At 73.6% G+C, this 12,247-nt stretch carries 11 protein-coding genes and 1 pseudogene; 3 read left to right on the forward strand and 9 right to left on the reverse strand.

All coding sequences use genetic code 11. The annotated features are described in order from the left end of the window. Window position 1: 1 nt before the first annotated feature. The 5 genes and pseudogenes from ACIRO3_RS03720 to ACIRO3_RS03740 form a co-directional block, all read right to left on the reverse strand. Window positions 2-1,270 carry an amidohydrolase gene (locus ACIRO3_RS03720; RefSeq protein WP_404132360.1) on the reverse strand — a complete coding sequence of 423 codons (1,269 nt, stop codon included), beginning with the start codon at window positions 1,268-1,270 and terminating at the stop codon, window positions 2-4. 137 nt (window positions 1,271-1,407) lie between these two features. Next, window positions 1,408-2,712, reverse strand: coding sequence for a hypothetical protein (locus ACIRO3_RS03725; protein WP_404131992.1), 1,305 nt, complete (start codon window positions 2,710-2,712; stop codon window positions 1,408-1,410). Between the two features lie 73 nt (window positions 2,713-2,785). Beyond that, the gene (locus ACIRO3_RS03730; RefSeq protein ID WP_366001019.1) at window positions 2,786-3,694 is read right to left on the reverse strand and encodes an N-acetylneuraminate synthase family protein; all 909 of its coding nucleotides are present in this window, start codon (window positions 3,692-3,694) and stop codon (window positions 2,786-2,788) included. A gap of 402 nt (window positions 3,695-4,096) precedes the next feature. Next, window positions 4,097-4,534: pseudogene (locus ACIRO3_RS03735) on the reverse strand (cytidylyltransferase domain-containing protein); the annotation flags it as partial. Beyond that, the gene (locus ACIRO3_RS03740) at window positions 4,531-5,949 is read right to left on the reverse strand and encodes a DUF6716 putative glycosyltransferase (RefSeq protein WP_404131995.1); all 1,419 of its coding nucleotides are present in this window, start codon (window positions 5,947-5,949) and stop codon (window positions 4,531-4,533) included. The gene ACIRO3_RS03740 and the pseudogene ACIRO3_RS03735, both read right to left, overlap by 4 nt. 155 nt (window positions 5,950-6,104) lie before the next feature. On the opposite strand from ACIRO3_RS03740, the gene ACIRO3_RS03745 reads away from it, so the two are divergent. Further along, window positions 6,105-7,079 (forward strand): glycosyltransferase family 2 protein, encoded by a 975-nt coding sequence (locus ACIRO3_RS03745; protein ID WP_404131998.1) that lies wholly within the window; start codon window positions 6,105-6,107, stop codon window positions 7,077-7,079. Next, the gene (locus ACIRO3_RS03750; protein ID WP_404132002.1) at window positions 7,076-8,407 is read left to right on the forward strand and encodes a polysialyltransferase family glycosyltransferase; all 1,332 of its coding nucleotides are present in this window, start codon (window positions 7,076-7,078) and stop codon (window positions 8,405-8,407) included. The genes ACIRO3_RS03745 and ACIRO3_RS03750 overlap by 4 nt, the downstream gene beginning before the upstream one ends. Before the next feature lie 48 nt (window positions 8,408-8,455). On the opposite strand, the gene leuE is transcribed toward ACIRO3_RS03750, so the two are convergent. Then, window positions 8,456-9,100: a leucine efflux protein LeuE gene (leuE, locus tag ACIRO3_RS03755; RefSeq protein ID WP_361778300.1), complete on the reverse strand. Its 645-nt coding sequence runs from the start codon at window positions 9,098-9,100 to the stop codon at window positions 8,456-8,458. Window positions 9,101-9,381: 281 nt separating this feature from the next. Next, entirely contained in the window at window positions 9,382-9,648 is a 267-nt protein-coding gene (locus tag ACIRO3_RS03760) for a hypothetical protein (RefSeq protein WP_361778297.1), read from the reverse strand. Here ACIRO3_RS03760 and ACIRO3_RS03765 point away from each other — a divergent pair. Next, window positions 9,647-10,267: a L,D-transpeptidase family protein gene (locus tag ACIRO3_RS03765; protein ID WP_361778294.1), complete on the forward strand. Its 621-nt coding sequence runs from the start codon at window positions 9,647-9,649 to the stop codon at window positions 10,265-10,267. The two genes, ACIRO3_RS03760 and ACIRO3_RS03765, sit on opposite strands and share 2 nt — an antisense overlap. Window positions 10,268-10,447: 180 nt before the next feature. Here ACIRO3_RS03765 and ACIRO3_RS03770 read toward each other — a convergent pair whose 3' ends face one another. Together ACIRO3_RS03770 and ACIRO3_RS03775 are read right to left on the reverse strand one after the other, a co-directional pair. Beyond that, window positions 10,448-11,467: a hypothetical protein gene (locus ACIRO3_RS03770; RefSeq protein ID WP_404132006.1), complete on the reverse strand. Its 1,020-nt coding sequence runs from the start codon at window positions 11,465-11,467 to the stop codon at window positions 10,448-10,450. Then, window positions 11,467-12,222: an RNA polymerase sigma factor gene (locus tag ACIRO3_RS03775; RefSeq protein WP_366148866.1), complete on the reverse strand. Its 756-nt coding sequence runs from the start codon at window positions 12,220-12,222 to the stop codon at window positions 11,467-11,469. The genes ACIRO3_RS03770 and ACIRO3_RS03775 overlap by 1 nt, the downstream gene beginning before the upstream one ends. Window positions 12,223-12,247: the final 25 nt, after the last annotated feature.

Here is a 12,247-nt window from a genome sequence, read left to right on the forward strand (position 1 = left end):
GTTACCCGACCGACCGCCCCCGGCGGACGTCCAGTCGGGCCTCGTCCTGCCCGTCGAGCAGGGCCGCGGCGGTGAAGAACTCCACACCGACCCCGATCGCGGACTCGTCCACGTCGAAGTCGCCCCGGTGCAGGTCCTTCTTGGTCGTGTCCCCGGGCTTGCGGACGCCCAGCCGGGCCATGGCGCCGGGGACGTGCTCCAGGTACCAGGAGAAGTCCTCCCCGCCCAGGCTCTGCTCGGTGTCCTCGATCGACTCCACGCCGAGCCGGGCCGCCATGGACTCGCGGAGCAGTTCGGTGACCGCCGGGTCGTTGACCACCGGCGGGACGCCCCGGACGTACGTGATCTCCGACTTGGCGCGGTGCAGGGTCGCGATCTCGTCGATGGCCGCGTGGATCTGGTCGGGGGCCTCGTGCCAGGCGTCGATGTCCAGGCAGCGAACGGTTCCGGAGAGTTCCGCGTGCATCGGGATGACGTTGCAGGCGTGCCCGGACTCGATCCGGCCCCAGGTGACCGACATGCCCGAGCGGGCGTCCATCCTGCGGGCCAGCACGGCCGGAACGTCCACGGCGACCCGCGCGGCGGCCGTCACGAGGTCGGTGGTCAGGTGCGGGCGGGCGGTGTGCCCGCCGGGACCGGCCAGGGTGACCTCCAGGCGGTCGCAGGCCGAGGTGATGGGGCCGGACCGCAGTCCGATCCGCCCCGAGTCCACGCGGGGGTCGCAGTGCACCGCGATGATCTTGCCCACGCCGTCCAGCACCCCGGATTCGATGGCGTCGCTCGCGCCGCCGGGCAGGACCTCCTCGGCGGGCTGGAAGAGCAGCCGCACCGGGTGCGGGAGCAGACCCTGCCGGTCGAGTTCGGCCAGCACCAGGCCGGCGCCGAGCACGACCGAGGTGTGGACGTCGTGTCCGCAGGCGTGGGCCCGGTCCGGGATGGTGGACCGGTACTCGGCGTGCACCTTGGCGTCCGGGATGGGCAGGGCGTCGATGTCCGCGCGCAGGGCCAGCATCGGCCGGCCGCCGTCCCAGGTCCCCACGTCACAGATGAGGCCGGTGCCGGACTTCAGCACCCGTGGTCGCAGGCCGGCCCGCTCCAGGCGGGCCTTGATCGCCGCCGTGGTGCGGACCTCCTGGTGTCCCAACTCGGGATGCATGTGCAAGTCCCGACGGAAGGCGATCAGTTCGGCACGCAGGTGGTCCGGAAGCTTGCCGGGCAGCTCGGGCCGGTCGGGCTTGCCGGGCAGGGCGGTCTGGGACTCGCGGGACATCAACTGGTTCACCCGTTTAAGGGTAGGCCCACCGATGGGTCAACTGGCTGGAGATCACAAAAAGTTCATGCCGTTAGGGGAAAGAAACCCGACCACTGGACGCATGACCGTATGCGTGCGCGGGTAAACTCGCGCGCTCATCCGGCCGCCGGGGCGGCCTGAGCAGGGAGTCTGCGCACATCACGGGCGGTGTCGGTGACCCCGGCCAGGAAGCCGTGGGCCCGCGGCGAGGCGGCGGCGGTGAGCCACTGGGGGTCGACCTGACACACGGCCACGGTGACGCCCGTGCCGATCAGGGCGTACGGCAGCGTGTGGACGACCGTGGACGGGAAGCTGACGATGGTGCGGCCCACCGGCCCCCGCCGGGCGATCAGCTCCAGCGGCAGGTCCGGGCGTACGATCTCCAGCCCGGTCGCCTCGCTCAGGGCGCGCAGCTTCTCCGGGGACTCGCGGCGGTGCGCGAAGTACCGGGTCGCGCCGTGTTCCCTGGTCAGGGCCAGGACCGCGGCCCGGTAGCGGGCCGGATCCACCACGCCCGTCTCCACGAGCGAGGTGCCGACCAGGTCCGTTCCCCTGGTCAGGCGGGGCGGGCCGAAGCGCGCCCGGGTCCAGGCGAAGTCGTTGAGCCGGACGTCCATGCCGGGCAGCGGGGTGACAGGCATCGAGGTGAACACCTCCACCCCGCGGCCACCGCCGCCCGGCGTCAGCCTGCGGCGCGCGGTGCCGGACACCGGGGCGTACGCGAGCTCGCGCACCCGGGCCCCGGCGCCGGACCCCGTGCGGTGCCAGCGGCGCAGCCGCTCCCCGCGCCCGAGCTGTGCGACGAACTCCATGGTGGCGGTGCCGTCGTCGACGACCACCAGTTCGGCGGCCCGCGCCGGGGCCAGCAGGAGCTGTACGAAGCGGGAGAAGGGGTCGCCCACCACGATCCGCTCGGCCCCGCGCACGTCGGCGGCGAGCGCCGCGAGCGCCCTGAAGGGAGCGCCGGCGCCCCCGCGCGCCTCCTGCCAGTGGACGGTGTACCCCTCGTCGCGGGCGAGCGCGGCGACCCGGCGGAGCTGCCCGCGGGACATCGGGTCGGTGGGCGGCAGGACCACGATGGTCGGTGCCTGCGCACCCGACGCCCCGGCTCCGGGGCGGGGGCCGCCGGCGCGGTCCCCGGGGACCCCGCTCCCGGGGGCCGCCGCGGCGGTGGACCGTTCGCACTGGCTCGGGACGCCGTCCAGCAGCCGGCCGGCGGCCGTGCGGTCGGCTGCCGTGCGGTCGGCTGCCGTGCGGTCGGTCCCGTCGTGAGCCCGGGCGGTCCCGTCGTCGGCGCGGGCGGCGGCGTCGTGAGGCCGGGCGGTCCCGTCGTCGGCTCGGCGCGCGTGCGCCCACTCCAGCACGTTCAGCAACTGGACCGGGCTCTCCACGAAGGCCAGGGTGGATGCGGAAGGGGTCACCACGTTCTCCTCGTCAGGTGCGGGGGTACCGCGCGCGCCGGGACCGCGGGCCGCGCCGGGCGGAGCGGGGCGGTCAGACCGCCGTGAGGTCGCCCTGGAAGCGGCGGAGCTTCTTCATGGGGGCCAGCTCGGACTCGTAGACGCGCTTGACGCCGTCGCCGAGGGCGGTCTCGATGGTGCGGATGTCGCGGACCAGGCGGGTCAGGCCGCCCGGCTCGACGGAGGCGGCCTGGTCGGAGCCCCACATCGCGCGGTCCAGGGTGATGTGGCGCTCGACGAAGGTGGCGCCGAGGGCGACGGCGGCCAGGGTGGTCTGCAGGCCGGTCTCGTGGCCGGAGTAGCCGATGGGGACGTTGGGGTACTCGTCCCGGAGGGTGTCGATCACCTTCAGGTTGAGTTCCTCAGCCTTGGCCGGGTAGGTCGAAGTGGCGTGACAGAGGAGGATGTTGTCGCTGCCGAGCACCTCGACGGCGTGCCGGATCTGCCGGGGGGTGGACATGCCGGTGGACAGGACGACGGTGCGTCCGGTGGCGCGCAGCGCGCGCAGCAGTTCGTCGTCGGTGAGGGAGGCGGAGGCCACCTTGTGGGCGGGGACGTCGAACTTCTCCAGGAAGGCGACGGCCTCGGTGTCCCACGGGGAGGCGAACCAGTCGATGCCGCGCTTGGCGCAGTGCTCGTCGATGGCGCGGTAGTCGGCCTCGTCGAACTCGACGCGGTGGCGGTAGTCGATGTAGGTCATCCGACCCCAGGGGGTGTCGCGCTCGATGTCCCACTGGTCGCGCGGGGTGCAGATCTCCGGGGTGCGCTTTTGGAACTTGACGGCGTCGCAGCCGGCTTCGGCGGCGGCGTCTATGAGCGCGAAGGCGTTGCCGAGGTCGCCGTTGTGGTTGATGCCGATCTCGCCGACGACGTAGACGGGGTGGCCGGGGCCGGCGGTGCGCGACCCGAAGGTGCGCAGGCGGGAGTTGGCGGTGACGCTCATGACAGGTGACGTCCTTCGAACGGTGCGTGCGGGTACGGGGTTCGGGTCGGGGCGTACGAGGGGCTCGGGTCCGGGGTGGGGGTCGGGTCCGGGGTGGGGGTCGGGTCCGGGGTGGGGGTCGAACAGCGGGGCGACGAGGCGGGCCCGGGCCAGGTCGTGCGGGTCGTCGATCTCCAGCACCCGCGCCGGGTCGGTGGCGACGGGCAGGGTGCGGCCGAAGAAGCGGTGCCGGGCGGTACGGAACCCGGCGGCGGCCATCGCGTAGGCGGCGCCGGTCTCCAGCAGGTCCTGGGGCCGGTCCTGGCGGCGGGGGCGGTGGCTCGTCTCGTGGTTGACCCCGAGGCCCGAGCCGTCGGCGTCCGCCCGCCAGAGGAAGCCGTGGAAGGGGGCCACGGTCAGGGCGGAGTCCGCCGCGCCCGAGGCAACGGCGGCGGCGACGGACTCCACGTCGGAAGGCGTGAGGAAGGGGCTCGTGCACTGGACCAGGAGGACCACGTCGACGGTGACGGAGTGGAGTTCCTCGAACGAGTCCAGCGCGTGGAGCAGGGCGGCCTCGCTGCTCGCGGTGTCCCCGGAGAGCGCGGCGGGGCGCCGCACCGCGTCGGCCCCGGCGGCCCGGGCCGCCCCCGCGACGGCCTCGGAGTCGGTGGAGACGACCACGTCGGTGACGGTGGGCGCGGCCAGGCAGGCCCGTACGGCCCGTGCCACGAGCGGGGTTCCGCCGACCTGGGCGAGGTTCTTGCCCGGGACGCCCTTGGAGCCGCCGCGGGCGGGGATCACGGCGAGCACCCGCGGCCCGGGGCCGGCGGCGTGGGCCCGCGGGGCCGGGCGGGCGCTCACAGCTCCCCCAGGCGCCGGATCACGGGGGCCACGCGTTGTACGCCGTGCCGGTACGCGCCCCGCGCGGCCTCGCGCAGGTGCGCGCGGAGCCAGCGGCGGGCCGGGGACCGCCCCGCGTCCCGTCGGGCGGCGCCGGGCAGCGGGGTCCCGTCGCGGCCGAGGTGGTGCCGGGCGAGGATGCCGGGAAGGTATCCGGGGGCGGTGGCCGGGGTGTAGTACGGGGCGAGGGGCGGGAGTTGCTCCCGCCCGAGGAGTTCGGCCACTCGCGCGCGGGCGGCGCCGAAGGGGTCGACGGGCTCGGCTGCGGCCGTGGAGGAGCCCCGTGCGGCGGCGCCCGGCCCGGCGATCGGGGCCACGCCCTGGTCGGCCAGCCAGCCCGGGTTCGCCCGCGGCAGCAGCCCCTCGTCCAGTCGGTCCCAGGAGGTCAGGCAACCGGAGCCGAGGAAGTGGTGGTTGCCGAGCGCCTCGCGGACGCCGAGGTCGGTCAGGACGGCGGTCGGGATGCCCCGGTGCAGGGATTCCAGGGCGGCGGTGGAGGAGACCGTGACCAGCAGGTCGGCGCCGTCCAGGACCTCGCCCATGTTCCCGTACACCAGGCGGCAGTTGGCGGGCAGTCCGCCCGGCAGGTGAGCGGCCAGCCGCTGGTACGGGTGCTCCTCAAGGTGCGTGGTGTGCTCCCCGGGCCGGCTGCGCAGTTTGACCGCCACCTGTCGATCGGGGTGGCGTCGGGCGTGCCCGGCGGCCCGCGCGAGGAGGTACGCGCGGTCCGCGCGGCTCTCCGGCACGGAGGGCTGGACCGCGAAGACGACCGTCCGGGCGCGGCCCGCGTCGGGTACGTGGGGGGCGCCTCCCAGGAAGGGCAGCACGGTCTCGGTGACGGCGTCCGGGTCGGCGCCCACGCCCTCGTACACGGCACGGAACCGGCCCGCGTCGTGGCGGGAGTTGGCGAGGACGAGGTCGGCGCCGTGCCGCAGCAGCAGACCGTCGGCGAGCTTCTCGTAGACGACTCCGACGTAGCCGGTGACGAACACGGGGCGCGCGGCCGGGTCGGGCCACAGTGCGCGGGCTCCGTGCAGGACGGCCTGGACGGCGCCCCCGACGAGGGCGAGGACGACGACGTCGTGCCGGTCGCGTCCGGGGGCGATCTCCGCGAGGAACTCGGCGCAGGTCACCTCGGTCGGCGCGGTGGCGCCGGCGCCCGTTCCCGCGCCCGTCTCCACGCCCACCTCGCCGAGTTGGCGCGCCGTGGGGGTGGCCCGGCCGCGCAACAGGTAGCCGGTGGGCCGGTGATCGGGTGCGAGGCGGCGCGCGGTGAGGGCACCCCATTTCCACCGCGTGTCGGAATCTGCGAGTACGGCGATGCGTCGATCGCCACGACTGCTACTGGCTGGCACCCGGCCGAAGCTATTCCGCATTTCCGGTGATCGGCCCAACGAGCGCACAACAGCTGGTTAACAACCCGTCGACGAAATGCGAAACCGAACCGGTTAACGCGCCCGCCCCGCTTCGTTCACATGGAATCCGCACCCGGGTCACGGTGAATGACGGACGGCGCCCTAATGTCTCGCTGGTGGTCAAGCTCTCTGTCGTCGTGCCGTTCTTCAACGTGCAGACATACGCCCCGGATGCCCTGAAAAGCCTCGCACTCAATGCTCGGGAGGACTTCGAGTTCCTGCTGGTCGACGACCGGTCGACGGACGGGACGCCCGAACTGTTGGAGCGGGCCGCCGCCGAGCTGCCCGGCGCGGTGTTCCTCGGACGGGACGAGAACGGCGGCCTGGCCACCGCCCGCAACACCGGGTTGGACGCGGCGCGCGGCGAGTACCTCGCCTTCCTGGACGGGGACGATTGGCTGGCGCCCGGTCACCTGGCCCGTACGCTGGCCGCCATCGAGGCCCTGAACTGCGATTTCGTCCGTACGGACCATGTCCAGGTCACGGGGCGGGCGCGCAGTGTGCAGCGCGTCCCGTACGGGCCCGAGGGGGTCGTGGCGGATCCGCGATCCGGGATCCTGCCGGCCTGTCGGGCCACGGCGGTGGACTATCCGTACGCCTGGGCCGGGATGTACCACCGGCGGCTGCTGGACCGGGGGCTGCTGCACTTCACCGACGGGCTGCGGACGGCGGAGGACCGGCCGTGGATCTGGCGGCTGCACCGGGAGGCGGCGTCGTTCGCGCCGGTCGGCCTGCCGGGGGTTTTCTATCGGCGGGGCATTTCGACCTCGCTGACCCAGATCGGTGACGAGCGTCAACTCGATTTCATTCGCGCATTCGATCAGGTGCTTTCGGATACGACCGCGGACCGGGAATCCGATCTGCTGCTCCCGAAAGCCGTCCGCACCTATTGCGCGATCATCGCGCACCACATCGGATCCATCGAAAGGTTCGAACCGGCCGTGGCCAGAAAACTCCGCGCGGTGAGCGCGGGCGCCCTCGCGCGCATGCCCCGCGCGGTGTTGGAGCAGGCCCTGGACTCGATGGACGCCGAGCGCTCCACGCTGCTGCGCCGGCTGCGCCGTCGCGGGCCGGCGGGAGCCGCCGCGTGAACGTCACCCAGATCTTCCTCGCCTCCACCCTGTACGGCGCGGCGACGCTCGCGGCCGGAATCGACGCGGGCGCCTTCCCGCCCGCCCACCGGCGGATCCTGCTGACGAGCAACCACTCCGTCACCCACGAGATCACCCCCGGGCTCACCGGGATGCCGGGGTTCGACGCGCTGCGCCCCCGCTTCGACGAGGTGCGCGACTGGAACGCGGTCATCGCGCCGCAGCATCCGAGCGTCTGGACCCCGCGCCCCGAGGACGTCCCCCTGTGGGAGCGGCAGTTGAGGGTGGCCTGGGGGCTCGGGGAGGACCGGGTCGAACTGGTCGTGGAGTCCCTTCAGGTGCCGCCGGCCCAGGGCCTGTGCCAGGTGTTTCCGGGCGCGGCCGTCGACGTGTACGCCGACGGGCTGATGAGTTACGGCCCCACCCGCGTCCGGCTGGACCCGCGGATCGGGATGCGGGTGCGGCGGGTCCTGCACCTGGACCTGGTACCGGGGTTGGAGCCCCTGCTGCTGACGGAGTTCGGCGTGCGGGCGCAGTCGTTGCCCTCGGCGGACTTCCTGAAGGTGCTGGCGGAGCTGACGGCGTACGGACGGCCGCCGGCGGACGTCGGCGAGTCCCCGGCGGTCCTGTTGGGCCAGTACCTCGCCGCGCTGGAGCTGATCTCCGCGGCGGAGGAGGAGGACCTGCACGTGGAGATGGTGCGCGGCGCGTACGCCCGGGGCCATCGGGAGCTGGTCTTCAAACCGCACCCGAGCGCCCCGGCGGCGTACTCGCGGCGGGCCGAGGAGGAGGCGCGGCGGCTGGGGGCGCGGCTGACGGTGATCGCGGAGCCGGTGTTGGCGGAGACCCTGTACGAGCGGCTGCGGCCGGCGCTGGTGGTGGGCTGCTTCTCGACGGGTCTGCTGACGGCTTCGGAGCTCTACGGGATTCCGGTCGCCCGGACCGGGACGGAAGCCATGCTGGAGCGGTTGACGCCGTACGAGAACAGCAACCGGATCCCGTTGGTCCTGGTGGACGCGCTGCTGCCGGACCTCGCGGGGGCGGATCGGCCCCCTGGGGCCGGCGGTGACCTGCCCGCCCTGGTGGCGGCGGTCGGTTTCACGATGCAGCCGCGGGTGCTGGCGGACCGGCGGGCGGAGGCGGAGCGCTACCTGGCCGCGGGCCCGACGCCGGAGACCGCGCGGTACTTCAGGCGCCGCCGCCTGACGGCGCTGGCGCTGCCGGGCGGGGTCCCGGCGCGGCTGTCGTTCCTTCCGCGCAACCCGGCCGTGCGCCGGGCGGGACGCCGGCTCCTGCGCCGGTTCCCGGTCCTGCGCCGGCTGCTCTGAGCCGACCGCGCGGGGAGCCGACCACGGGGAGCCGACCGCGCGGTGGGTTCAGCCCGTGGCGAGCTTGGCGGCGAAGCCGAGGAAGAGGACGCCGGCGGCGGAGGTCGCGCCCGCGGACAGCCGCTTGCGGCGACGGAAGGCCGCCGACAGACGGGTGCCGGTGAAGATCAGCGTGGACAGGTACAGGACGCTGGCCAGCTGCGACAGCGTGCCGAGGAGCAGGAACGACAGGGCGGGGTAGGCGTACCCCGGGTCCACGAACTGCACGAAGAACGACAGCAGGAACAAGATGGCCTTCGGGTTGAACAGGCTGACCACCAGCGCCCGCCGGTAGGGCCGCTCGTCCGCCGGCGCGGGTTCGGCCAGCGCCTCCTCCTGGTGCAGCGCACGGTCGCGCCACATCCCCCACGCGGCCCGCATCATGCCTGCGGCGAGCCAGGCGAGGTAGCCGGCCCCGAGCAGTTTCACCACCGTGAACACCACCGGGCTGGCCTGGAGCAGCGCGCCCGCGCCGGCGGCGGTGAGGACCATCAGGACGGTGTCCCCGGTGAACACGCCGGAGGCGGCCTTGTACCCCTGCCGCACCCCCTTGCGCGCCGCGACGGACAGTACGTACAGCGAGTTCGGTCCGGGGAGGAGGACGATCAGGACAAGGCCCGCGAGATACGTCGGCAGATCGGTGACACCCAGCATGGCGCGAGTGTCCCACGCCGCTGCGATCGTCCGACAGTCATTTCACCGCCGCCCGCCGCAGGGCCTTCCCGTCCGTCCGGTACGCGCCACCCGACGCGTTTCTTCGTGGAACCGACCGGCCCGGGACTGATACAACCTCCCCCAGCCGATGCCCGGGTCGTCCGCGCCGTGATGGTCGCTGGTCACAATGGCGCAACATCCCGCGAGCGTCCGCAACTCTCCATGGCCGTGAGGCATCACCTAGTTACACAACGCTGAAATCGGGGGACCGCAATGCCACGTCAGAGACTCATGATCCGCACGCTCGGGTTGGCCACCGCCGTCGCGCTCGCCGCGACCGCCTGTGGGCCGCAGAAGTCGGAATCCAAGGGTTCCGCCTCCTCGGCCCCGTCGGCGTCCACGGCGGCGCCGTCCCCTTCCGCCTCGCCTTCCGGCGCGGACGACAAGCCCGGTGGCGCCTCGCCGTCGGCGTCACCCTCGTCCTCGTCCTCGGCGTCGCCCTCCCCGTCGGCCTCCGCCTCGCAGTCGCCCGCCGTCAGGCCGATCATGGCGAACGGTGACGAGAGCGAGCAGATCCGCGAACTCCAGGCACGACTCAAGCAGCTCAAGCTGATGTCGGTGGCGCCCACCGGCTTCTACGGTTCCAAGACGACCGCCGCGGTGAAGACCTACCAGTCGGGACACGGCCTGCCCGCGACCGGTTCGGTGGACGAGGCGACCTGGAAGAGCGTCCAGGGGGCCAGCAGGAAGCCGACCGCGGCCGAGCTGCGGCCGCCGACCACCATCGAGGTCGACACGCCGGACCCGCGGTGCATGAGGGGGCGGGTGATGTGCATCAGCAAGGAGAGCCGGACCCTCGCCTGGATGATCGACGGAAAGATCGTCTCGTCGTTCGACGTGCGCTTCGGGTCGGAGAACACCCCGACCCGCGAGGGCGAGTTCAAGGTCGAGTGGAAGGCGAAGGACTGGACGTCGACGATCTACCACACGCCGATGCCCTACTCGATGTTCTTCAGTCAGGGCCAGGCGGTGCACTACTCGTCGGACTTCGCGGCCCGCGGCTACTCCGGCGCCTCGCACGGATGCGTGAACGTCCGGGACAAGGGGAAGCTGGCGGCGCTGTTCGACCAGGTGGAGGTGGGCGACAAGGTCGTCGTCTACTGGTGAGCCGCGAGCGCGGCGGGGTCCGGAGGTAAAGGGCGCGGGCAGGGCCGGGGGAACGTGCCCCGCCCGCGCCGGTTGCGCAGAGCCCAGGGGTACGGGGGGAACCCCGGCTCATGCGCGGCCGATGACCAGTCGGCTCGATATGTACTGCGCCGGCGATTCGAAAAGTGTTACAGCGACGGTTCAGCTCTTCGTGCGGAAGCCGAGCGCGCCGCCCGGGTTCAGGGTGGGCGACTGCGGGACGTCTCCCCCGGCGTTGCTTCCGGGACTGTTCTTGACGCCGCCGGGGCCGTCCAGCAGGTCCTCGCAGAAGCGCGCGATGTTGGCCCGGTTCTTGGCGAGACGGATCAGGTGGTCGCGCCGCTCGCCGACGATGTGACCCATGCGGTACTCCTCGCACAGGTCCCTGGCCGCCCGGATCCTGACCTCCCGGTCGCGGTCCTTGCCGGCGCCGTCCGGCGTGGAGTTGCCGAAGCCCTTCTCGTCCGGCCTCTCCTCGGCGACGTCGTCCGTGCCGACGGGGCCCGAGCCGGTGGCGATGGGTCCCGCGGTCGATCCCCCGATGGTCTCGGGGGTCATGCGGGACCCGCCGTCCGGGGTCGGCGAGACGCCCGGGGCCCGGGTGGTGCTCCCGCCGCCGTCCCGCAGCGGGGTGGTGGGCCGGGGCTGCGGGGCGGAACGCGTCGGGCCCACGAGGTCGCCGTACGCCGTGGGGTCCGAGTCCGCGCCGACCGAGACGCTCGGCAACGGGCCCGCGGCCTCGTGCGTGGGGCGGTCCAGCAGCCCGGCGCCGGCGGTGGCCGCCAACCCGCCGACGGCGACGCTCGCCAGGGCGGCCGCGAGCCCCAGCCGCACGGGCGCGCCGCGCCGTCGCGGCGCGGGTACGCGGACGCGCACGGGCGGTGCGGGGACCAGGTCCACCAGGAATTCACGACCGGTCGGCCGCTCGGCGTCGGCCCGGTCCGCGGGGCCCGTCGCCGACCGGTCGACGCCGTGGGCCGCGCGGAACGCGGCCAGGGCGGCGGCCTCGCCGGGCAGCTCCCGCCCGGGGGCGAGCGGTGGGGTCAGCGCGTCGAGTGCGGTGCGCAGTCGGGCCGCCGCGGCCCGGTCGCGCGGGTCGGCGTCGGGGCCCAGCGCTGGTTCGCCGCGCAGCAGTCTGTCCGCCGCGGCCTTGTCCAGCCACCTGTCGCGCTCGTCGGCCATCACATGTCCTTCTGCGTCCGCCAACGTGAATGCGTCACACCGGTTTGTTCTACGAGGCCCCCGCCGCGGCCGCGCTGGGCCGGTACGGCGTCCAGATCTCGCACGCCCCCACCGCCCCTGGCCCGGCCCTCGGCATTATGACCGAAGTGGAGGGCGGTCCCCGCGTCCGGATCGGACAGCACGAGGGCGTCGGGATCGACGCCGGCCTCGGCGCCCAGCAGTTCGGCGAGCTTCTTCAGGCCCCGGTGCGCGGCGGTGCGCACCGCGCCCGGGCGCTTGCCGAGGGTCTCGGCGGCGCTCTTGGCGTCCAGACCCACGACCACGCGCAGGACGACGGCCTCGGCCTGGTCCTGCGGGAGCTGGGCTATGAGGGCCATGGTCAGGCCGGTGGAGAGGGATTCCATGGCCGCGCCCGCCGTGTCGCAGTCCGCGGCGTGTCCGGTCAGTTCGCTCTCGTCGCCGCCTATGGCGGGGCGCCGGCCGCGCATGCGGATGTGGTCCAGGGCCCGGTTGCGGGCGATGCGGGCGGCCCAGCCGCGGAAGCGGTCGGCGTCGCCGGTGAAGGAGTCGAGGTCGCGGGCGATCTGCAGCCAGGCCTCGGAGGTGACGTCTTCCGCGTCGCCGTCGCCGACGAGCGTGCGTACGTATCCGAGCAGGCGTGGGTGCGCGGCGCGGTACACAGCACGGAACGCGTTCTCGTCGCCGTCCTGTGCCGCGAGCACCGCGGCGGTCAGCTCCGCGTCGTCCCCCAGCAAAGTCCCCAACCCGTTCACTGTCCTG

Source organism: Streptomyces sp. NPDC102278 (genome assembly GCF_044766345.1).
Classification (GTDB): Bacteria; Actinomycetota; Actinomycetes; order Streptomycetales; family Streptomycetaceae; genus Streptomyces.